Source organism: Actinomycetospora endophytica, assembly GCF_021026375.1.
Lineage (GTDB): Bacteria > Actinomycetota > Actinomycetes > Mycobacteriales > Pseudonocardiaceae > Actinomycetospora > Actinomycetospora endophytica.
Genome location: NZ_JAJNDB010000003.1, coordinates 97,464 through 118,117 on the forward strand (window position 1 = coordinate 97,464; position 20,654 = coordinate 118,117).

The 20,654-nt window shown below is 74.2% G+C and carries 23 protein-coding genes and 1 riboswitch; of the genes, 19 read left to right on the forward strand and 4 right to left on the reverse strand.

All coding sequences use genetic code 11. From position 1 onward, the window contains the following. Positions 1–26 precede the first annotated feature (26 nt). Together LQ327_RS15810 and LQ327_RS15815 are read left to right on the forward strand one after the other, a co-directional pair. A complete protein-coding gene (locus tag LQ327_RS15810) occupies positions 27–770 on the forward strand; it encodes a GntR family transcriptional regulator (RefSeq protein WP_230735337.1) in 744 nt (247 codons plus the stop codon). A 53-nt stretch (positions 771–823) separates the two neighbouring features. Beyond that, positions 824–1,960: an acyl-CoA dehydrogenase family protein gene (locus tag LQ327_RS15815; protein ID WP_230735339.1), complete on the forward strand. Its 1,137-nt coding sequence runs from the start codon at positions 824–826 to the stop codon at positions 1,958–1,960. A gap of 15 nt (positions 1,961–1,975) precedes the next feature. Here the strand turns inward: LQ327_RS15815 and LQ327_RS15820 are convergent, their stop codons facing one another. Both LQ327_RS15820 and LQ327_RS15825 read right to left on the reverse strand, forming a co-directional pair. Then, complete coding sequence (locus tag LQ327_RS15820; RefSeq protein WP_308286323.1) at positions 1,976–2,653, reverse strand: response regulator; 678 nt, start codon at positions 2,651–2,653, stop codon at positions 1,976–1,978. Positions 2,654–2,658: 5 nt separating this feature from the next. Beyond that, on the reverse strand, positions 2,659–3,933 hold the full coding sequence (locus LQ327_RS15825; protein ID WP_230735341.1) for a sensor histidine kinase: 1,275 nt from the start codon (positions 3,931–3,933) through the stop codon (positions 2,659–2,661). 146 nt (positions 3,934–4,079) lie between these two features. On the opposite strand from LQ327_RS15825, the gene LQ327_RS15830 reads away from it, so the two are divergent. The 5 genes from LQ327_RS15830 to LQ327_RS15850 are packed head-to-tail and all read left to right on the forward strand — an operon-like array spanning position 4,080 to position 6,820. Next, on the forward strand, positions 4,080–4,574 hold the full coding sequence (locus tag LQ327_RS15830; protein ID WP_230735342.1) for a hypothetical protein: 495 nt from the start codon (positions 4,080–4,082) through the stop codon (positions 4,572–4,574). Next, the gene (locus tag LQ327_RS15835; RefSeq protein ID WP_230735344.1) at positions 4,571–5,218 is read left to right on the forward strand and encodes a methyltransferase family protein; all 648 of its coding nucleotides are present in this window, start codon (positions 4,571–4,573) and stop codon (positions 5,216–5,218) included. The genes LQ327_RS15830 and LQ327_RS15835 overlap by 4 nt, the downstream gene beginning before the upstream one ends. Next, on the forward strand, positions 5,215–5,586 hold the full coding sequence (locus tag LQ327_RS15840; protein WP_230735346.1) for a VOC family protein: 372 nt from the start codon (positions 5,215–5,217) through the stop codon (positions 5,584–5,586). The genes LQ327_RS15835 and LQ327_RS15840 overlap by 4 nt, the downstream gene beginning before the upstream one ends. A 12-nt stretch (positions 5,587–5,598) precedes the next feature. Next, on the forward strand, positions 5,599–6,336 hold the full coding sequence (locus LQ327_RS15845; protein WP_308286324.1) for an SDR family oxidoreductase: 738 nt from the start codon (positions 5,599–5,601) through the stop codon (positions 6,334–6,336). Between the two features lie 31 nt (positions 6,337–6,367). Next, positions 6,368–6,820: a GatB/YqeY domain-containing protein gene (locus LQ327_RS15850; protein ID WP_230735348.1), complete on the forward strand. Its 453-nt coding sequence runs from the start codon at positions 6,368–6,370 to the stop codon at positions 6,818–6,820. Here the strand turns inward: LQ327_RS15850 and LQ327_RS15855 are convergent. Next, the gene (locus tag LQ327_RS15855) at positions 6,817–7,572 is read right to left on the reverse strand and encodes a sulfite exporter TauE/SafE family protein (RefSeq protein WP_308286325.1); all 756 of its coding nucleotides are present in this window, start codon (positions 7,570–7,572) and stop codon (positions 6,817–6,819) included. The genes LQ327_RS15850 and LQ327_RS15855 overlap by 4 nt on opposite strands. Positions 7,573–7,630: 58 nt before the next feature. Between LQ327_RS15855 and LQ327_RS15860 the strand changes: the two genes are divergently transcribed. The 12 genes from LQ327_RS15860 (at position 7,631) to gcvP (ending at position 19,567) form a co-directional block, all read left to right on the forward strand. Then, positions 7,631–7,858 (forward strand): RNA-binding S4 domain-containing protein, encoded by a 228-nt coding sequence (locus tag LQ327_RS15860; protein WP_230735350.1) that lies wholly within the window; start codon positions 7,631–7,633, stop codon positions 7,856–7,858. A 393-nt stretch (positions 7,859–8,251) separates the two neighbouring features. Next, entirely contained in the window at positions 8,252–9,139 is an 888-nt protein-coding gene (locus LQ327_RS15865; protein ID WP_230735352.1) for a DUF742 domain-containing protein, read from the forward strand. Between the two features lie 55 nt (positions 9,140–9,194). After that, positions 9,195–10,199, forward strand: coding sequence for a selenide, water dikinase SelD (gene selD, locus LQ327_RS15870; protein ID WP_372460683.1), 1,005 nt, complete (start codon positions 9,195–9,197; stop codon positions 10,197–10,199). Between the two features lie 36 nt (positions 10,200–10,235). Continuing rightward, on the forward strand, positions 10,236–11,153 hold the full coding sequence (locus LQ327_RS15875; RefSeq protein WP_230735356.1) for a zinc-binding dehydrogenase: 918 nt from the start codon (positions 10,236–10,238) through the stop codon (positions 11,151–11,153). Between the two features lie 48 nt (positions 11,154–11,201). Continuing rightward, positions 11,202–11,945 (forward strand): SDR family NAD(P)-dependent oxidoreductase, encoded by a 744-nt coding sequence (locus tag LQ327_RS15880; protein WP_230735358.1) that lies wholly within the window; start codon positions 11,202–11,204, stop codon positions 11,943–11,945. A gap of 25 nt (positions 11,946–11,970) precedes the next feature. Continuing rightward, positions 11,971–12,561 (forward strand): cardiolipin synthase ClsA, encoded by a 591-nt coding sequence (clsA, locus tag LQ327_RS15885; RefSeq protein ID WP_230735360.1) that lies wholly within the window; start codon positions 11,971–11,973, stop codon positions 12,559–12,561. 99 nt (positions 12,562–12,660) lie between these two features. After that, entirely contained in the window at positions 12,661–13,047 is a 387-nt protein-coding gene (gene gcvH / locus LQ327_RS15890) for a glycine cleavage system protein GcvH (RefSeq protein ID WP_230735362.1), read from the forward strand. A gap of 250 nt (positions 13,048–13,297) precedes the next feature. Then, on the forward strand, positions 13,298–13,771 hold the full coding sequence (garA, locus tag LQ327_RS15895) for a glycogen accumulation regulator GarA (RefSeq protein WP_230735365.1): 474 nt from the start codon (positions 13,298–13,300) through the stop codon (positions 13,769–13,771). 58 nt (positions 13,772–13,829) lie between these two features. Further along, a complete protein-coding gene (locus LQ327_RS15900; RefSeq protein ID WP_230735367.1) occupies positions 13,830–14,777 on the forward strand; it encodes a MerR family transcriptional regulator in 948 nt (315 codons plus the stop codon). A 173-nt stretch (positions 14,778–14,950) separates the two neighbouring features. Next, positions 14,951–15,418: a bifunctional nuclease family protein gene (locus tag LQ327_RS15905; protein ID WP_230735369.1), complete on the forward strand. Its 468-nt coding sequence runs from the start codon at positions 14,951–14,953 to the stop codon at positions 15,416–15,418. Between the two features lie 236 nt (positions 15,419–15,654). Continuing rightward, positions 15,655–16,245: a MerR family transcriptional regulator gene (locus tag LQ327_RS15910; RefSeq protein ID WP_308286339.1), complete on the forward strand. Its 591-nt coding sequence runs from the start codon at positions 15,655–15,657 to the stop codon at positions 16,243–16,245. A gap of 69 nt (positions 16,246–16,314) precedes the next feature. Continuing rightward, positions 16,315–16,419: riboswitch (glycine riboswitch) on the forward strand. 229 nt (positions 16,420–16,648) lie between these two features. Continuing rightward, a complete protein-coding gene (gene gcvP, locus LQ327_RS15915) occupies positions 16,649–19,567 on the forward strand; it encodes an aminomethyl-transferring glycine dehydrogenase (RefSeq protein ID WP_230735371.1) in 2,919 nt (972 codons plus the stop codon). Between the two features lie 137 nt (positions 19,568–19,704). Here gcvP and LQ327_RS15920 read toward each other — a convergent pair whose 3' ends face one another. Further along, the gene (locus LQ327_RS15920) at positions 19,705–20,577 is read right to left on the reverse strand and encodes a universal stress protein (protein ID WP_230735373.1); all 873 of its coding nucleotides are present in this window, start codon (positions 20,575–20,577) and stop codon (positions 19,705–19,707) included. Positions 20,578–20,654: the final 77 nt, after the last annotated feature.

Below are 20,654 nucleotides of genomic sequence, written 5' to 3' on the forward strand. Positions count from 1 at the left end.
TATATTCAATAGGATACGGTGACAGCATGGTCGCGTCGTCGGGAACCTCGACAGGCGGGTCCTGGTCGCTCGGGGAGGCCCTCGCGCTCCCGGACCGCGTGGCGCTGCTGCTGCGGGACCGGATCCTCTCCGGGGAGCTGCCGCCGGGGACGTTCCTGCGCGTGGACCGCCTCGGCGAGGAGTTCGGGGTGAGCCAGACCCCGGTCCGCGAGGCGCTGCAGTCGCTCCGCGCGGACGACATGGTGCGGGCGCTGCCGCGGCGCGGGTACGTGGTCGCGCCGATGGCCCGCGGCGACGTCGGGGATCTCTTCGCGGCGCAGGCCCATCTCACCGGGGAGCTCGCGGCCCGGGCGGCGGTCGCCGTCGGCCCGGCCGACCTGACGGCGCTGCGGGAGCACGACGGCGAGGTCGGTCGGCTCGTCGAGGTGTGTGACGCGCATGGTGCTGACGACGAGGAGGGTGCTGATGACGAGGACGGCCTCGCGCTGGCCCACGCCGAGCACGAGTTCCACGCCGCGGTGAACCGGGCCGCGGCCTCGCGCAAGCTGGCCTGGCTCGCCGGCTGCGCCGAGCGTTACCTGCCACCGCGCTTCTACACGGCGAGCGCGGCCTGGCGCTCGGCCACGCGGCGCTCGCACTCCGACCTGCTCGACGCGCTCGCGGCCGGCGACGCCGAACGCGCCCGCGACGTCATGTCCCGTCACGTCCTCGACGGCCGTGACCTGCTGCTCGCCCACCTGGATCAGAAGGGCTTCTTCGAAGCCATGTGAATGGATTCGGTCGTCTGGACGACCACATTCGTTCACATCCGAAAGGAGAGACCATGCCCGTGACGCTCACCGAGGAGCAGGACGCCCTCGCCGCCGCGATCGGCGAGTTCGCCCGCCGGGAGATCCCGGACAAGGAGACGCGCGACCGCCTGACCGCGGACGGCCCGCACAGCGACGAGATCTACCGCAAGATGGCCGACCTCGGCTGGCTCGGCATCGCGCTGCCGGAGGCCTACGGCGGGGCCGACGGATCGATGACCGACCTGCTCGTCTTCCTCGAGGAGACCGCCTACCAGCAGGCGCCGATCGGCGGGTTCGGCACCACGATCATCACCGCGGAGGCGATCAAGAAGTTCGGCTCCGAGTCCCAGAAGCAGGAGCTGCTCGGCGGGATGATCCGCGGCGACGTCCTGGCGATCTCGATGTCCGAGCCGGGCGCCGGGTCCGACGTCGGCGGCCTGACCTGCAAGGCGACCAAGACCGAGGACGGCTGGCTCGTCGAGGGCCAGAAGACCTGGTGCTCGAACGCCCACATCGCCTCGCACATCCTGCTGGTGGCGCGGACCTCCACCGAGGGCGGCAAGCACGACGGCCTGACGATGCTCGTCGTCCCCACCGACGTCGAGGGCCTCGAGATCCGCGGGATCGAGACGATGGGCGGCAAGGAGGTCAACGACCTCTACTTCACGAACTGCCGCCTGCCGTTCGACGCCGTCGTCGGGACCGAGGGGCAGGGTTGGCGCCAGCTCATGGCCGGGCTGAACCTGGAGCGGATGATCCTCGCGGGTCTCATGCTCGGGCTCGGGCGCCGCGCGTTCGACGACACGCTGGCCTACGTCAAGGAGCGCGAGCAGTTCGGGCGCCCGGTCGGCAGCTTCCAGGCGATGCGCCACCGGATCGCCGACAACGCGACCGAGCTGGCCGCGACGAAGCTGCTCGTGCACGACACCGCCCGCACCATCGACGCGAACCCGACGGCGCTGTTCCCGAAGGAGGCGTCGATGGCGAAGCTCAAGGCCACCGAGCTGGCCAAGCACCTCTCGCTCGAGGGGATGCAGATGCTCGGCGGCTACGGCTACGCCACCGAGTACGGGATGGAGCGGCTGCTGCGCCAGTCGGTCGTCTCGACGGTGTACGGCGGCACCAGCGAGATCCAGCGCGACATCATCGGGAAGACGTTGGGCCTGTAGCGGAAGCGGGTCGCCTCAGCCCGAAGCAACCCCGTTCCGCCACGCCCACGCGACCAGCGCCGGCCGTCCCTCCACGCCCAGCTTGGAGATCAGGTGGTTGACGTGGGTCTTCACCGTCGCCTCGCTGACGAAGAGCTTCGAGGCCACCTGCTGGTTCGACAGGCCCTGGGCGACGAGCCGCAGGGTGTCGACCTCGCGGGCGGTGAGGCCCTCGGGCAGGTCGGGTTCCGGGGTCGGACCGGGCGCCACGGCGGGAGCCCCGGCCAGGTCGACGAGGCGCCGCTGCACCGCCGAGTCGAGCACCGACCCGCCCGCGGCGACGGTGCGGATCGCGGAGAGCAGCGCCTCGCCGGTCGTGTCCTTGGTCAGGTAGCCGGCGGCGCCCGCCCGCAGGGCCGGGAGCACGGCGTCGTCGTCGGCGAACGTCGTCAGGATCAGCACCCGGACCTCGGGGGCGTCGCGGCGGACCGCGGCGGTCACCTCGCTGCCGTCGAGGCCGGGCATCCGGAGATCCACGAGCGCCACGTCCGGGCGCTCGGCGAGCACGACCTCCACCGCGCGGGTCCCGTCGGCCGCGGTGGCGACGACCTCGAGATCGTCGGCGGCCGAGAGCAGCATGGCGAGGCCGTCGCGCACGACGGCCTGGTCGTCGGCGAGCACGACGCGGACGGGGGTCGACGACGGCGGGGTCACGGTGATCAGCCTGCCGGATGCCCCGCGGGGACGGGCACCGGGACGTGCAGGCTCACCCGCCAGCCGTCGCCGTCCGGCCCGGCGTCGAGGGTGGCGCCGACGAGGGCCGCACGTTCGCGCAGCCCGACCAGGCCCCGCCCGCCGCCGACGTCGCCGCGGGCCCGGGCGGGCCCCGGTTCCGACCCCGGCCCCTCGTTCGCCACCCGGACCTCGACGGCGTCGCCGACGTCGAGCGTGATCGTCACCGGGGCGTCGGGCGCGTGCCGGCCGGCGTTGGTGAGCGCCTCGCGGACCGTCGCGAACACCGTCTCCCGGATCGACGGCGCGAGCGCGTCCGGATCGCCCGAGACGGTCAGGGTGGCGCCGTGCTCGTCGGCGAGCGCGGCGAGGTCGGCGGCGCCGGGCGCGGGCCGCGGGGAGTCCTCGCGCAGGGCGGCGACCGCCTCCTTGGCCTCGGCGAGCCCGGTGCGGGCGAGGTCCGCGGCCTTGTCGACCGAGCCGATCACCGGGTCGTCGGGACCCAGCCGCTTCGCCGCGACCGCGCGGATGCCCTGCAGGTGCAGCGACAGGCCGGAGAGGGTGTGGGCGAGGACGTCGTGCAGGTCGCGGGCGATCCGCGCGCGCTCCTCGCCCGCCGCGGCGGCCAGCTCGACCTCGCGCAGCGCGTCCCGCTCGACGAGCAGCGCCGTGACGCGGGCGTGCTCGCGGTGCAGGCGGGCCCGGTCGAGCGAGCGTGAGGCGAGGGCGGGAACCGCCAGGCCGACGAGCAACGACCACGGCGACCCGGTGGCATGGCTGAACGCGACGCCGGCGGCGATCCCGGCGACGATCGAGAACCCCCAGATGAGCCGGGGGTCGATGACGAGGCGGCCGATCAGCGCCCCGCCGACGAGGGCCGTGGCCCACCCCGCGCCCTGCGGGACCAGCAGCGTCGCGATCAACCCGCCGAGGGCGCAGAGCGACAGCATCACGGTGCGCCACCGCTCGCCGTCGCCGGTGACCGACGGGATGCGCGGGTCGCGCGCCGCGACGACCGCGCAGGCCGCGCCGAGCAGCACGACGACGGCGGCCACGATCGCGCGGCCCGTCAACGGCCAGATCGTCCCGGCGACGACGGCGAGCCAGAGCAGCGGCCGGCCGGTCTGCGCGAGGCGGGCGCGGGTCGACGCGGTGCGCGGGGTCGGCACACCCGCCGTCTGGTAGGCGGGCCGCGGGGCGGGCTCCGGGGACACGCCGCCCGCAGTCTCGCCCGTTCTCCCGGGGCCGGTCCGCGTGGTCACGCCGTCGAGTCTGGACCTGCACCCGCCGTCGCACACCCGTCCTCCACCCCGTCTCCACCCGCGGGTGGACGCCCGCGCGTCCCGCGGTGACGAGTCTGGATCTCGTCCGGGCCGCGGGGCCCGGGGACGCGGGGAGGGCGAGGGCGATGAGCGGGACGCTGCAGGTGATCGTGGGGATCGCGGTGCTGGGCTGGATCCTCTACAACCAGCTGCGGGTGCGGCAGTTCTCGCCGCGCCGGCTGCGGCTGGCCGGGATCCTCGGGGTCGTCGGTCTCGTCGAGATCGCCTCCACGGCCGGGGCACACCCGGTGTCGGTGGTCGGTTGGACGCTGCTGACCACGGGGCTGGTGGTCGGCGCGGCGCTCGGCCTGCTGCGGGCGGCCACCGTGAAGCTCTGGGTGCGCGACGGCGTCGTCTACACCCAGGGCCATGCGATGACGGCGGCGCTGTGGATCGTCGGGATCGGGGTGCACATCGGTCTCGACGTCCTCGCCCGCGTGATCGCCCCCTCCGCGGACGCGGTGAACGCCTCGAGCGTGCTGCTGTTCATCGCGGTCAGCCTCGGCGTCCAGGGCCTCATGACGATGCGCCGGGTGCAGTCGCTGCCGGGCGCGCCGGTGATGGCCGGGGTGCGCTCGTGAGCGCCGGGGGAGCGGCCGTCCTCGCGCTGGCCGGGGCGTGGTTGACCGGCGAGGTCGTGCTGCAGGCCTGGCAGTGGCACCGGGGTCGTGGGGGTGGCCGGTCGGAGTGGGCGAGCCTCGTCGTGCTGGTCCTGGTCGGGTTCGCGTGCGGACCGGCCGCGGGTCCCTTCCAGGGGTTCCTGGTGCTCCCGCGGCCGGTGGCGCTGTGGGTCGGGCTCGCGATCGCCCTCGTCGGGATCACGTTCCGGTTCGCCTCGATCATCGTGCTCGGGCGGTTCTTCCGGGGCGTCGTGACCATCCAGGCCGACCACGAGGTGGTGCGACGCGGGCCGTACCGGGTGATCCGGCACCCGTCGTACCTGGGCGCGCTGGTCGGCGTGCTCGGGTTCGGCCTCACCGGCGGCAGCGTCGCGGCGGCGCTGGTCATGACCGCCGTCGTCGGGATCGGTCTCGGCTACCGGATCGCGGTCGAGGAGCGGGCGCTGCGGGCCGGGCTCGGCGCGGCCTACGAGCAGTACGCGGCGACGACGGGCCGGCTGCTGCCGCGGTTCCGTCGCCCGGTCGCCCCGTCGCCGACGGGGACGGGGCGATCGGATTCGTCCAAGCCGGCGGCCCCCGTCGTCGGGAACCCTGATCGGCCATGAGCCCCACACCGGTCCGGCGCGTCGTCGCGAACCTGTCCGTCACCGACCCCGCCGTCGACACCCCGTTCTGGACCGGCCTCCTCGGGCTGGAGACGGCGATGGACCAGGGCTGGGTGGTCAACCACCGCGCGGCCGACGTGACGATGCCGGTCCAGGTCCAGCTGGTCTCCCGGGACGCGACGGCACCGGTCGAGGCGGCGGTCTCGGTGGACGTCGGGACCCCGGAGACCGTGGACGAGCTGCACGCCCGGGCCGTGGCCGACGGTCTGCGCGTCGAGCATCCGCCGACCGACGAGCCGTGGGGCGTGCGGCGGTTCTTCGTCCGCACCCCGGGCGGGGTCGTGGTGAACGTCGTCGCCCACCGGTGATCTCATGGCCGCGTGCGCACACTGATCACCGGCGCGAGCTCGGGGCTGGGCGAGGGCATGGCGCGTGCGTTCGCCGCCCGCGGCCACGACCTCGCCCTCGTCGCCCGCCGCACCGACCGCCTCGACGCCCTCGCGGCCGAGCTGACCGCCCGCCCGGGCGGACCACGGGTGGAGACGGCGGCTCTCGACGTCACCGACGACGACGCGGTCGCGGCCGTCTTCTCCCGGATGCGCGAGGAGCTCGGCGGACTCGACCGCGTCGTGGTCAACGCGGGGATCGGCAACGGCCGCCCGGTCGGCAGCGGGAAGCCGGACGCCAACCTGGCGACCGCCCGGACGAACTTCGTCGCCGCGCTCGCCCAGTGCGAGGCCGCCATGGAGATCTTCCGGGAGCAGGGGTCCGGGCACCTCGTCGTCATCTCCTCGGTCGCCGCCGACCGCGGGCTGCGTGGGTCGGCGACCGTGTACTCGGCGACGAAGGCCGGGCTCTCGACGCTGGCCGAGGGCATCCGCTCCGACGTCGCGGGCACCGCCATCGACGTCACCACGATCGCGCCCGGCTTCATCCGCACCGACCTCAACGAGGGCATGTCGATGCCGTTCGCGGTCGACGGGCCGACCGGGGTCCGCGCGCTGGTGGAGGCCATCGAGCGCCGTCCCGCCCACGCCTACGTCCCGCGCTGGCCGTGGTCGCTGCTCGGGCCGGCGCTGCGGCTGCTGCCGATGCCGGTGGTGCGGGCGCTCACCTAACGCGCTGGACCATCGCGACTAGGCTGGACGCGTGCTCAAGGACAGGCTGCGCAGCGACCTCACCACCGCGATGAAGGCCCGTGACCAGGTGCGGGTCGCGACGCTGCGGATGGCGCTGACGGCGGTGTCGAACGCCGAGACCTCGGGTGACGCCCACCACGACCTCTCCGACGACGACGTCCTCGGCGTGCTGACCCGCGAGACCAAGAAGCGCCGGGAGTCGGCCGAGGCGTTCGACGGGGCCGGGCGCGCCGAGCTCGCCGAGCGGGAGCGGGCCGAGGAGCAGGTCCTCGCCGAGTACCTGCCGCAGCCGCTGACCGACGACGAGCTCACCGCGCTGGTGTCCGCCGCGATCACCGAGACCGGTGCGGAGGGGCCCCGTCAGATGGGCCAGGTGATGAAGGTCGTCCAGCCTCAGGTCGGGTCGCGCGCGGACGGCAAGCGGGTGTCGACCGAGGTGAAGCGGCAGCTGTCCGGGAGCTAGCCCCGGACGGCGTCGACGAACAGCACGACGGCGAGCACCAGCCCGGCGACGGCGATCCCGATCCGCAGCACCGCCGGCGGGAGCCGCCGCGCGATGGCCGGACCGGTGTAGTTCCCGACGAGCAGCCCGGCCGCCAGCGGGATCGCGGCACTCCACACCACGTCGCCGAGCACGACGAACCCGATCGCGGCCACCGCGTTCGAGGCCCCGAGCAGGACGTTCTTGACGGCGTTGACGCGCACCAGGGTGTCGGCGAGAAGCCGCGAGAGCAGGGCCAGCATCAACACCCCGGCGGCGGCGCCGAAGTACCCGGAGTAGACGCCGATCGCGATCGCGCCCACCACCGTGGCGGGCCCCGGCGTGCCGTCGGCGCGCGCGGTGCCCGCCGCCGCGGGCCGGGGCGGGCGCAGCAGCACCAGCGACGACCCGGCCACGAGGAACGGGACGATCAGGGCGAAGGTGTCCGACGGCGTCAGGAGCACGAGCGCCCCGCCGATCACCCCGCCGAGCACGGTCAACGGGAGCAGTCGCAGGACCCGCGCCCGCTGCCCGCGCAGCTCGGGACGGGAGCTGACGATCGCGCCCACGCTCGACGTGGCGAGGGCGATGGTGTTCGCCTGGTTCGCGACCGTCGGCGGCAGCCCGACCGCCAGCAGCGCGGGGTAGGAGAACAGCGACGCGAGCCCGGCCATCGATCCCGAGAGCCCGGCCGCGACGCCGGCGAGGACGAGCAGCACGGGGGCGGGGAGCACGCCGTCATCGGAGCACACCGCGCTCACTGGGAGACTGCGGTGGTGGGTGAGATCGCCAGTGGGTGAGCGCACGCCGGTCCGCGACGTCGAGGTGGCCGGCACGATCCGTCTCGGCCAGTTCCTCAAGCTCTCGGGGCTCGTGGAGCACGGGGCCGACGCGAAGGACGTCGTGGCCGCGGGCGAGGTGACCGTGAACGGCAGGTCGGAGACCCGCCGCGGCCGCCAGCTCACCGCGGGTGACGTGGTGGCGTTCGGCGGAGACCGCGCTCGGGTGGCCGACGCCTGATCGCGGATCTTGTGAGCTTATGCAACGAAACCCGGGGGCGACGTCCCGGCGGACCGGGTGGAACGACGACGACCCCGGGCTCCGCCGAGATGAGCCCTGCCGAGAGGTCAGAGGCAAGGCCACCTGTAGCGTAGCCCTCTCCGGCCTCCGAGGGTGAAGTGAGCCACCTCGGGTCACCGGAACGGCCGAGCACTGATGGCCACGGAGCACGAGCCGATCGGTTGTCCCCCGACGGCACCAGCTCCGTAGCCCGCTCGGCCCTACGTCTCGCAGCGGCGCGTGACGCGGTCTACGCAGGGTTACCCGCAAGGCCCTGACCGCCGTACCGTGACGTGATCCGTTCGTGTCTCGGCGAGGGGGCATCACACGGAGTACGGGAAGTAGGCACTCGGCGTGACTGACGAGAGCAGCGAGACCGGGCGCCGCTCGCGGTTGCGTCGCCGGCAGGGGATCGGTCGCACCGGGGCGCGATTCCCCACCGTCGACGACGACCCCGCTGCACCGGACGACCGGGCGCCCGATCCCGGTCGGGAGATCGCCCCGCCCGTCCCCGACGCCCGGTCCGGCGCCGACCCGCTCGTCGGCCGCACCGGTGCCCGGTTCAACTCCCGCGCCCGCCGCGGCCGCCGTGACCAGCCCGCCGCGCCGCTCGCGCTGCCGCCGGGCCCGTCCGCGTCGTCGGCACCGTCGCCGTCGATGCCCCCGGTCCCCACGGGCGGGGAGCTCGACCCCGACCCGTACGTCGGCCGCACCGGGGCCCGCTTCGACTCCCGGGCCCGCCGGGCGCGGCGTGACGCCGATCGCCAGGCGGCCGAGGACGCCGTCGTCCCGCGCCAGGCCGCCCCGGTCGGCCGTCGGGGCGACTTCCCGCCCCCGCTGCCCGACGACGCGCCCACCGCCCCGCTGCACCTCGCCGAGCTGCGCAACCGCGTGGAGGGCATCGAGCCCCGGGTGTCCGTGCGGCCGTACGTGCGGACCCGCGGACGGACCCGCGCGCGGACCGACCTGCGCGTCGAGACCCTCGTGTCGATCCCCTCGCCGCGCCCCGCGCTCGAGGACCCGGAGCACCGCACGATCGGGGAGCTGTGCGACGGCCCCCGCTCGGTGGCCGAGGTCGCCGCGCTGATGCAGGTGCCGCTCGGCGTCGCACGCGTCCTCATCGGCGACATGGCCGACGAGGGCACGCTGACGGTCCACCCGACGGTCGACACCCTGAGCCCGGGACGCGGGCCGGACCGCGCGGTGATGAACCGCGTCCTGCGGGGGCTGCACCGGCTCTGAGTGCCCGTTCCCGACGACGTGGCCGGGGCCGGTCCCGCGCGGCACGATGGACGGCATGGCCACGGCGATCACCCCGCGTCTCACCGGATACGCGCACGGCGGGGGGTGCGCCTGCAAGATCCCGCCGGGTGAGCTGGAGTCGGTGGTGCGCGGGCTGACGCCCTCGCCGACGACGGAGCGGGTGGGCGAGCTCGTCGTCGGGCTGGAGGACGGCGACGACGCCGCCGCGGTGACCATCCGCGACGGGCTCGCACTGATCGCCACGACCGACTTCTTCACCCCGGTCGTCGACGACCCCTACGACTGGGGCCGCATCGCCGCGGCCAACGCCCTGTCCGACGTCTACGCCATGGGCGGGCGCCCCGTCGTCGCGCTCAACCTGCTGTGCTGGCCGCGCGACGTGCTGCCCTACGACCTGGCCGCCGAGGTCCTGCGCGGCGGGCTCGCCGTCGCCGACCTCGCGGGCTGCCACGTCGCGGGCGGGCACTCCGTCGACGACCCCGAGCCCAAGTACGGCATGGCCGTGACCGGGACCGCGGACCCGGCGGCACTGATCCGCAACGACGCCGGGCGCGCCGGCCTGCCGCTCTCGCTGACCAAGCCGCTCGGCCTGGGCGTCCTGAACAACCGGCACAAGCAGACCGGTGAGGTCTTCGCGCACGCCGTCGAGACCATGGCGGGCCTCAACGCCGAGGCGTCGGCGGCGGCCGTCGCGGCGGGGATCGTCGCGGGGACCGACGTCACCGGGTTCGGTCTGCTCGGCCACGCCTACAAGCTGGCGCGTGCCTCGGGCGTCACCGCGGTGATCGACAGCAGCGCGGTGCCCTATCTCGACGGCGCCCGCGAGGCGGCCCGCGAGGGGTTCGTCTCCGGCGGGACGCGGCGGAACCTGGACTGGGTCGCCCCGGAGACCGACTTCGGGTCGGTCGGCGAGGACGACCGGCTGCTGCTCGCGGACGCGCAGACCTCGGGCGGCCTGCTGCTGGTCGGTGAGATCCCGGGCGCGCCGGTGATCGGCGAGCTGGTCGCCTCCGGCGACAAGAGCCTCCGGCTCATGTGAACGATTGTGGTCGCTCCAGCGACCACAATCGTTCACATGCGCAGCTACATCACCGACCCGGACGCGCCCCGCGGGCTGCGGCTCGACGACTCCGCCCCGGACCCCGACCCCGCTCCGGGCGAGGCCGTGATCGCCGTCGAGGCCTTCGGGATCAACCGCGGCGAGCTCGCCCTGCTCACGGTCCGCGACCGGGACTGGCGGCCCGGGCAGGACGTCGCGGGCACCGTCGTCACCCCGGCCGCGGACGGCACCGGACCCGGCGCGGGGACCCGGGTCGTCGCGATCGTCGACGGCGGCGGCTGGTCGGAGCGGGTCGCGTGCCCGACGAACCGGCTCGCCCCGATCGACGACGCGGTCGCCGCCGTCGACGCCGCGGCCCTCCCGATCGCCGGGCTCACCGCGCTGCGGGCGCTGCGCGAGGGCGGCTCGCTGCTGGGGGAGCGGGTGCTGGTGACGGCGGCGACCGGTGCGGTCGGGCAGTTCGCGATCCAGCTGGCCCGGGCCGCGGGCGCCCGGGTGACCGCGCTCGTGAGCCGTCCGGAGTCCGCCGACGAGGCGCGGGCGGCCGGGGCGCACGTCGTCGTCACCGACCTCGGAGACGGTCCCGGCGGGTACCGGCTGGTCTGCGACGGTGCGGGCGGCGACGTGCTGCGCGAGGCGCTGCACCACCTCGCCCCGCACGGCGTCATCGCCACGTACGGCGCGATGGCAGGCAGGACCGAGCTCGGCCTGGCCGACCTGCTCTCCGTCGCCAACCCCCGCATCGTCGGGCTCGTGCACTCCGAGCCGCCCGAGCTGCGCGGCGCCGACCTCGGGGTGCTGGCCGACCTGGTGGCGTCCGGGGCGCTGCGCCCGCGGATCGGGCGCGACGGCGACTGGTCCGAGGTTCGCGAGGTCCTCGATGCCATGGCGGGGCAGCAGGTGCGCGGGAAGGTGGTGCTGCGTGTCTCGTAGGGGCTCCGCGCGTGACCTTTCCGGCGGCGCGACCTACCGTCGGCGGACGTGAGCGAACGCGCAGCCATCGTCACCGGATCCGCCAGCGGCATCGGCCGCGCCGTCGTCGACCGGCTGGTCGCCGACGGCTGGCAGGTGCTCGGGGTGGACCTCGAGGAACCCGACCTCAAGGGCGCGGAGGGGCTCGGCGCCGACCTCACGACCCGCGAGGGCAACAAGGCCGCCGTCGACATCGCCCTCCAGCACTTCGGCCGGATCGACCTGGTGGTGCCCAACGCCGGGTTCCAGTACGTCGCGCCGGTCGAGGAGTTCCCCGAGGAGCGCTGGGACGCGCTGCTGGCCATCCTGCTGACCAGCCCGTTCCTGCTCGCCAAGTACTCCTGGGAGGCGCTGCGCGCGGCCCCGGAGGGCGGGCGGTTCATCCCGGTCGCCTCCGCGCACGCGCTCGCGGCGAGCCCGTACAAGGCCGGCTACGTCTCGGCGAAGCACGGCGTGCTGGGCCTGGTGAAGACGCTCGCGCTCGAGGGCGCCACGGACGGGATCACCGCCGCCGCGGTCTGCCCCGGCTACGTGCGCACGCCGCTGGTGGAGAAGCAGATCGCCGACCAGGCCAAGGCCCACGGCATCAGCGAGGACCGGGTGATCGAGGAGGTCATCCTCACCCCGCACGCCCGCAAGGACCTCATCGAGCCCAGCGACGTGGCCGACGTCGTCGCGTTCCTCACGACGCCCGCGGGACGCACGTTCACCGGCGCGCCCGTGACCATGGACATGGGATGGACCGCGCGCTGAGCGAACCTGCGTCAGACTGCCCGCCGTGACGATCCGCGAGATCGCCGCCGAGCGGTGGCTGACGGTGCCCAACCTGCTGTCGGTGGTCCGGCTGGCGGGGGTGCCGGTCTTCCTGTGGCTGCTGCTCGGCCCCCGTGCGGACGGCTGGGCGCTGGTCGTGCTGGTGATCTCCGGGATCACCGACTACCTCGACGGCAAGCTCGCCCGCTGGCTCGACCAGTACAGCCGGCTGGGGGAGGCGCTCGACCCGCTCGCCGACCGGCTCTACACCCTCGCGGCCCTGGTGGCCTTCGTCGTGCGGGACATCGTGCCGTGGTGGGTGGTGGTGCTGATCGTCGGGCGGGACGTCGTGGTCTCCGCGGCCCTGCCGCTGCTGCGCCGCAAGGGCTACCTCGCGTTCCCGGTGCTCTACCTCGGCAAGGCCGCGACGCTGTGCCTGCTCTACGCCTTCCCGCTGCTGCTGCTCGCGCAGATGGACTGGCCGGGCGCGGCGGCGACTCGACCGGTCGCGCTCGCGTTCACGGTGTGGGGCATCACGTTGCACCTCTATTCGGGCGCCCTCTACGTCGTCCAGCTGGTGCAGACACCTCCCCGGACGGCGAGCGCCCCGGCCTGAGGCGCCGTTTGCCCCGGTCAGTGGGTCCCTCTACGCTCGCCGCCGCCGTTGACGATCACCGTCGGCGCGCCCCCATCACCGAGGACGAGGGAGTCGAGCGTGGTCCCCGAGGGTCTGCAGTACACCGCCGAGCACGAATGGGTCGCCACGGCGGAGGACGAGGGGACCGTGCGCGTCGGGATCACCGACTACGCCCAGGACCAGCTCGGCGACGTCGTGTTCGTGCAGCTGCCGACCGTCGCCGAGACGGTCTCGGCCGGCGACTCGATCGCGGAGGTCGAGTCCACCAAGTCGGTCTCGGAGATCTACGCGCCGCTGGCCGGTGAGATCACCGCGGTGAACGAGGCGCTCGGCGACACCCCGGAGCAGCTGAACTCCGACCCCTACGGCGCGGGCTGGATGTTCGAGATGCGTCCGTCGGACCCGGGAGCGCTCTCCGAGCTGCTCGACGCGTCGGCGTACCAGGCGGTCATCGACGGGGAGTGACTCGCCGTCGGCAGTGGTCGACGGTCGGTGACCGAACCGGTCACGGCCCGTCGACCCCGGCCCCGGCCTGCGCGGGAACCACGAGGCGGGACCGACCCACGGGGCAGCGGTGACGCACGGTACCGTGACCACCACCTCGTCGCGGCGCCCCGAGCAGGGCGTATCACGGGACGTGGGACCCACCCCCGGGCTCGGCTCGGTGGGGCCCCGAACGGCAGTTCCAGCAGACGAGCATCGACGGAGGAGCACGGTGAGCACAGGCGGTCCGGTCCCCCCCGAACGTCAGGGTGAGACGACGTCGGTCTTCCGGGCCGACTTCCTCGCCGAGTCCGACGCGGACACCCGCGGAGGAGGCGGCGTCTCCGGCGTCGACTCGCTGCCCGCCGGGTCCGCACTGCTGGTGGTCAAGCGCGGCCCGAACGCCGGATCCCGCTTCCTGCTCGACCGCGACACCACCAGCGCGGGTCGGCACCCCGACAGCGACATCTTCCTCGACGACGTGACCGTCTCCCGGCGCCACGCCGAGTTCCGGCGCGACGGCGCGGAGTTCGTCGTCGTCGACGTCGGCAGCCTGAACGGCACCTACGTCAACCGGGAGCCGGTGGACACCGCCGTGCTCGCGAACGGCGACGAGGTGCAGATCGGCAAGTTCCGCCTGGTCTTCCTGACCGGGCCGCGCGACGCCGGCTCCACCGGCCAGGGGGCCGGACCGGAGTTCTCGTGAGCGGGGCGAGCGCAGCGACGGGGAGAACGGTCGCGGCGAGCGAAGCGACGGGGGTTCGATGACGGCGGCCGGGCTTCCTCAGGGCGCCGGCAGTGCGCTGTCCATCGGGTCGGTCCTCGACGCCCTACGCGACGACTTCCCCGAGATCACGATCTCCAAGATCCGGTTCCTGGAGTCCGAGGGCCTGATCTCGCCGGCACGCACGCCGTCGGGGTATCGGCAGTTCTCGCACGCCGACATCCAGCGGCTGCGGTTCGTGCTCTCGGCCCAGCGGGACCACTACCTCCCGCTCAAGGTCATCCGGGCCAAGCTCGAGGAGTTCGACCGCGCGCCCACCGCGGAGGGCCCGGTGCTCACCGCGTCGGCCGACACCGTGAGCCCGGCCGAGGCGCTGTCCGAGACCGAGATCGCAGCCCCCGAGACCGGCGGTCCCGGTGGCGGTGGGCCGGTCGGTGGTGGGTCCGGCGGCTCCGGTGGTGGCGACGGCGGTGACGGCCGCCGGTTCGGCCGGGTGCCCGACCCGCGGGCGATGCGCCAGCGCGGCGGCCTCATGGCGGTCGGCCCCACGGGGGATCCCGTGGACGACGACCCGGACCGTGCCGTCCCCGCGGACGCCGGTGCCGGACCCGACGTCGTCGAGGGCGTGGACCGCGAGACGGTGCTCGCCGAGGACGGCGTCGACGAGGCGCTGCTGACCTCGCTCGAGCACCACGGGATCCTCCGCCCGGACGTCACCGGCCGTTACGAGCCGGAGGCCCCGGTGATCGCGCGGACGGCCGCCTCGCTGGCCGCCCTCGGCGTGGAGCCCCGCCTGCTGCGGGGGCTGCGCGCGGGGGCCGACCGCGAGGTCGGACTGCTCACCCAGCTCGTCACCCCGGTGGCGCGCGGGCGGGCTCCGGAGGCCTCGCGGCACGCCCGTGAGCTGTCCGGGGAGCTCGCGAGCCTCTCGGGCCGGCTGCACGCCCTGCTCGTCGGTTCCGGCCTGCGGCACGGCCTGCGCCGCTGACCGAGCGCCCCCGCGGCGGGCTCGCGTCACCGCCCCTGAACCCCTCCGAGCGTGTAGCGTTCCCGGAGTCGACGGGGCCGCCCCAGCATGTGATGGAGCGCCGGGCGCGACCTTCGCTCGACCGGGATCCGACGGTGCGAATCACGCGCCACGTGGGAACAGGGAGGCGACGCATGAGCGAGATGCGTGTCGTGGGGGTACGGGTCGAACTGCCCGCGAACCAGCCGATCCTCCTGCTGCGGGAGTCCGACGGCGACCGTTACCTGCCGATCTGGATCGGGTCGGTCGAGGCCACCGCGATCGCCCTGGAGCAGCAGGGCGTCAAGCCGGCCCGGCCGCTGACTCACGACCTCCTGAAGGACGTGCTCGGGGCTCTCGACCGGCGGCTGGAGCAGGTCCGGATCACCGACCTGCAGGAGGGCACGTTCTACGCGGAGCTGGTCTTCGACGGCGACGTCCGGGTCTCCGCCCGGCCGAGCGACTCGGTGGCCCTCGCCCTGCGGGTCGGCGTGCCGATCCACGCCGAGGAGGGCGTCCTGTCCGAGGCCGGGTTGATCATCCCGGACGAGCAGGAGGACGAGGTCGAGAAGTTCCGCGAGTTCCTCGACACCGTCTCGCCCGAGGACTTCGCGGGCACGTGAGGTGCACGGCGCGTCCCGCCGGGACACGCCGCTCGTCTCACCCTGAAGTTCAGGTACAGAGTTCGCCGCGCGTCGCGTTGACCCCTGTGGACAGCTTTCGTACGGTCTTCTGACCAGGGCTCGACACGGGTCCGGAGGTCGTCGAGGAGGCAGGTGTGGCGGGAGCCGGAGAGCGGCCCGGGGCCGGCAGGACGCCCGGCGCGCGGGACGCGTCTGCGCACGGCCCGTCGGGCCCGGTGTCCCCGGGGCTCCAGCCGCTCGGGCCCGCGGGAGAACAGGGCTCGCTGTTCCCGGACGAGCTGTTCGGGGAGAGCCCCAACGACGAGGTGCTCGGCTACCGCGGTCCCGCGGCGTGCCAGATCGTCGGGATCACCTACCGGCAGCTCGACTACTGGGCCCGGACCAAGCTGGTGGTGCCCAGCATTCGCACCGCGACCGGCTCCGGCTCCCAGCGGCTGTACTCCTTCAAGGACCTCGCGGTGCTCAAGGTGGTCAAGAACCTCCTCGACACCGGGGTCTCGCTGAACAACATCCGCTCCGCCGTCGAGCAGCTGCGTCGTCACGGGGTGCGGGATCTGGCCAAGATCACGCTGTTCTCGGACGGTGTGACGGTCTACGAGTGCACCTCGCCGGAGGAGGTCGTGGACCTGCTCCAGGGCGGGCAGGGGGTCTTCGGCATCGCGGTCGGCGGCGCCATGCGCGAGCTGTCGGGGTCGATCGCGCACTTCCCGGCCGAGCGGGCCGGCGCCGGCGCGTCCGTCGTGGACCACGCGCAGGAGGACGAGCTCGCCTCCCGGCGCAACCGCGGGGCTCGTTCCGCCGGCTAGAGGTGACGTACTCCTCTCGCGGGGCTGACACCCCAAGATCACCCCGGTAGCATGCGCGGGGTCGGTCAACGACTCCACGCGGGAGAGACCTGCAGTCAGAAGCCTCTGGACGCAGGCGCCGAAGGAGCAACTCCTCCCCGGAATCTCTCAGGCATCCGGTACCGCGCGGATGAGACGACCTCTGGAAAGTGGTGATCTCCGGATCACCCGCCGATGGTGCAAGCCGGCCCGAGCAGTCGGGGTTGAGGTCCGGTGAAGCTCTCAGGCGCCCGTGCAGGCGGCGGGCAGCGGCAGAGGGGGAGGGAACCCGGCGCGTCCGTCGAGGCACGCGTCGGGGTGACCCTGACCGAGTCCGGTCGCGGCCGGTTCCCCGGCCCGCCCGGCAGCCACCGGGAGGCCCCGCGTGAGCTCTCTTGACCGCCATTCCCTCGCCGCGCTCGAGCACGGCACGCCGTTCACCGAGCGGCACATCGGACCGGACGCCGCGCAGCTGTCCCGCATGCTGTCCGAGATCGGGGTCGGTTCCCTCGAGGAGCTCGCCGACCGGGCGATGCCCACGTCGATCCGGTCCGACCCGGCCGACTGGGACGCCGAGCGCGACCGCGACAGCGTCGACAGCGCGCCGCCGCCCGCGGCCACCGAGGAGCAGGTCCTCGCCGAGATGCGGGAGCTCGCCGCGTCGAACACGGTGCTCACCCCGATGCTCGGCCTCGGGTACCACGGCACCGTCACCCCGCCGGTGATCCGCCGCAACGTCCTCGAGGACCCGGCCTGGTACACCGCCTACACGCCGTACCAGCCGGAGATCTCGCAGGGCAGGCTCGAGGCGCTGCTCAACTTCCAGACCGTGGTCTGCGACCTCACCGGCCTCGACGTCGCCGGCGCCTCGATGCTCGACGAGTCCACCGCGGCCGTCGAGGCGATGATGCTGCTGCGCCGGGTGAGCAAGGCGAAGACCGACCTCTTCCTCGTGGACGAGGACACGCTGCCGCAGACGATCGCGGTGCTCCGCACCCGCGTCGACTCGCTGGGCCTGCGCCTGCGGCTGGTCGACGCGACCGCGCCGCTGCCCGACGAGGACTTCTTCGGCCTGCTGCTCGCCGCCCCCGGCGCCTCTGGCGCGCTGCGTGACCACTCCGGGATCATCGCGGCGGCCCACGAGCGCGGCTCCCAGGTCGTCGTCGCGTGCGACCTGCTCGCCGCCACGATGGTCACCCCGCCCGGCGAGCAAGGCGCGGACGTCGCGGTCGGGTCCACCCAGCGCTTCGGGGTGCCGCTCGGGTTCGGCGGGCCTCACGCCGGGTTCCTCGCGGTGCGCCAGCCGCTCGCCCGGCAGCTGCCCGGCCGTCTCGTCGGGACCTCGATCGACGCCGACGGGAACCCGGCCCACCGGCTGGCCCTGCAGACCCGCGAGCAGCACATCCGCCGCGACAAGGCCACGAGCAATATCTGCACCGCGCAGGTGCTGCTCGCCGTCATCGCCTCGATGTACGCCGTCTACCACGGCCCGGCCGGGCTGGCCGCCATCGCGCGGCGGACCCACCGGATGGCCGCGGTGCTCGCCGCCGGGCTGATCAAGGGCGGGGTCGAGGTCGTCCACCGGGACTTCTTCGACACCGTGCTCGTCCACGTCCCGGGCGGCGCCGCGGCCGCGAGCGCCCGCTGTCGCGACGAGGGGCTGCTGGTCCGCGAGGTCGACGACGACCACGTCGGCATCTCGTGCTCGGAGGTCACCACCCGCGAGCACCTCGTGGCCGTGTGGCGGGCCTTCGGGATCGACGACCCGGGCATCCCCGACCTCGACGCCGCGACCGAGGACGCCGTCCCGGCCGCGCTGGGGCGCTCGTCGGCCTTCCTCACCAACCCGGTCTTCCACCGCCACCGCAGCGAGACCGGGCTGCTGCGCTACCTGCGGACGCTCTCGGACAAGGACGTCGCGCTCGACCGCAGCATGATCCCGCTGGGCTCCTGCACGATGAAGCTCAACGCCACCGCCGAGATGGAGCCGATCACCTACCCCGGCTTCGCGGAGCTGCACCCGTTCGCGCCGGAGTCCGATGCGCCGGGGATGCTGCAGGTCATCCGCGACCTCGAGGCCTGGCTGGTGCACCTGACCGGCTACCACGCGGTTTCGCTGCAGCCCAATGCCGGCTCGCAGGGCGAGCTCGCGGGCCTGCTCGCGATCCGGGCCTACCACCATTCGCGGGGGGACACGCACCGCGACGTCTGCGTCATCCCGTCGTCGGCCCACGGCACCAACGCCGCCTCGGCGATCTCGGCCGGCATGCGGGTGAAGGTCGTCAAGACCACGGAGCGCGGCGACGTCGACACCGAGGACCTGGCGCGGGTCATCGACGAGGTCGGCGACGCACTCTCGGCGATCATGATCACCTACCCGTCGACGCACGGGGTGTACGAGCCGCACGTGCGCAAGGTCTGCAAGGCGGTCCACGACGCGGGCGGCCAGGTCTACGTCGACGGCGCCAACCTCAACGCCCTGGTCGGGCTCGCCCGGCCCGGTCGCTTCGGCGCCGACGTCAGCCACCTGAACCTGCACAAGACCTTCTGCATCCCGCACGGCGGCGGCGGGCCCGGCGTCGGGCCGATCGGGGTCGCCGAGCACCTCGCGCCGTTCCTGCCGAACCACCCCGCGCAGCCGTCGGCGGGCCCCGAGACCGGGGTCGGCCCGGTGGCCGGCGCGCCGTGGGGCTCGGCGTCCATCCTGCCGATCTCGTGGGCGTACGTCCGGCTCATGGGCGTGGACGGGCTCCGGCGTGCGACGCTCACCGCGGTGGCCGCCGCGAACTACGTGGCCGCGCGGCTGCGGCCGTCGTTCCCGGTGCTCTACACCGGCGCGGGCGGCTTCGTCGCCCACGAGTGCATCCTCGACCTGCGGCCCCTGACGAAGTCCTCCGGCGTCACCGTCGACGACGTCGCCAAGCGGCTCGCCGACTACGGGTTCCACGCGCCGACGATGTCGTTCCCGGTGGCGGGGACGCTCATGGTCGAGCCCACCGAGTCCGAGGACCTCACCGAGATCGACCGGTTCTGCGACGCGATGATCGCCATCCGCGCGGAGGCCGCGAAGGTCGAGGCGGGGGAGTGGCCCGCCGACGACAACCCGCTGGTGCACGCCCCGTTCACGGCCCGGTCGGTGATGGTCGGCGAGTGGGACCACGCGTACAGCCGGGAGGAGGCGGCGTTCCCCGCCGCCGGTCGCCCGGACAAGATCTGGGTCCCGGTGCGGCGGATCGACTCGGCGCACGGCGACCGGCACCTGGTCTGCTCCTGCCCGCCGTTGGAGGAGCTGGCGGAGGCCTGATCCCTTCCCGCACGAGGGGAGCCCTCGCGCGGCTCTAGCGACCGCATCCTCCCCTCGCGTTCGGTTCACCCGGACGCGAGGGGAGGATCGAGTCGTTCCAGCCGACCGAGGGTTCCCCTCGTGCGGAGTCGGTGCCGTCAGCCCGAACGGACGATCACCGCGGGCACCGGGGCCGCCTGCAGGATCGCCCCGAGCCGGTCGCCCAGGAAGAACCGCGTCGCCGCTCCGGGCGAGCCGCCGACGACGAGCAGGTCGCCCGGCTCCCAGTCGGTCGCGTGGACCGCCTCGTCCCAGGTGGCGCCGGCGTGCACCCCGGTCTCGGCGCTGCGCCCGAGGTCGGTGAGCGCGTCGGCCTGCGCGGCCGCGATCTGCTCCGACCAGCCCGCGAGCACCGGGGCCCCGGGGTTCAGGCCCACCTCGGGCGGCGTGGTCGGGCGCCGCACCGCGAACGACGCCACCCGCAGCGTCGCGGACGACCGGTCGGCGAGCTCGGCTGCCGTCGCGAGCACGCCCGGCGAGGCGTCCGTGCCGTCGAACGCGCAGGTCACGCGGCTGATCGGCTCGTTGGGGAAGGCGCCGTGGCCGCGGGCCAGGACGACCGGCACCGGCGAGTCGCGGGCCACCCGCACCGCGATCCGTCCGGAGCGGTCCGGGTCGGTGCCCAGCACGACGGCCGTGACCCCGGGGGTCGCGGCCGCCTCCAGTAGCGCGTCCGCGACCGACCGGCCCCGGACGGTCACCCAGCGCGCGGTGAGCCCGGACTCGTCGAGGATCCCCTCCACGGCGGCCCGGGCGGCGTCCGCGGCAGGGTCGGCGTCGACGGAGACGACGGCGGGTGCGTCGACGTCGATCCCGGTCTCACCGGCCTCCGGGGACACCCGCGAGCCGGGCGTGAGGACGACCGCGACCGTCACGTCCTCCTTCCACGCGACCGCCAGCCGTGCCGCCAGGCCGACGGCGCCACCCGCGTCGTCGCGGGCGTCGGGCGAGAGCCCGACCAGGAGGGTCACGCGATCATCTCCCGGAGGGCGGGGCCAGGGGCACGGCCGCACCCTAACCGGACACCCGCCCGCCGGTCCGACGGTGA

What these genes read in the sequence shown, in the direction of transcription:
- LQ327_RS15810 (WP_230735337.1), top strand. Translation starts at nt 27, where the DNA reads ATGGTCGCGTCGTCGGGAACCTCGACAGGCGGGTCCTGGTCGCTCGGG.
- LQ327_RS15815 (WP_230735339.1), top strand. Translation starts at nt 824, where the DNA reads ATGCCCGTGACGCTCACCGAGGAGCAGGACGCCCTCGCCGCCGCGATC.
- LQ327_RS15830 (WP_230735342.1), top strand. Translation starts at nt 4,080, where the DNA reads ATGAGCGGGACGCTGCAGGTGATCGTGGGGATCGCGGTGCTGGGCTGG.
- LQ327_RS15840 (WP_230735346.1), top strand. Translation starts at nt 5,215, where the DNA reads ATGAGCCCCACACCGGTCCGGCGCGTCGTCGCGAACCTGTCCGTCACC.
- selD (WP_372460683.1), top strand. Translation starts at nt 9,195, where the DNA reads ATGGCCACGGCGATCACCCCGCGTCTCACCGGATACGCGCACGGCGGG.
- LQ327_RS15875 (WP_230735356.1), top strand. Translation starts at nt 10,236, where the DNA reads ATGCGCAGCTACATCACCGACCCGGACGCGCCCCGCGGGCTGCGGCTC.
- LQ327_RS15900 (WP_230735367.1), top strand. Translation starts at nt 13,830, where the DNA reads ATGACGGCGGCCGGGCTTCCTCAGGGCGCCGGCAGTGCGCTGTCCATC.
- LQ327_RS15905 (WP_230735369.1), top strand. Translation starts at nt 14,951, where the DNA reads ATGAGCGAGATGCGTGTCGTGGGGGTACGGGTCGAACTGCCCGCGAAC.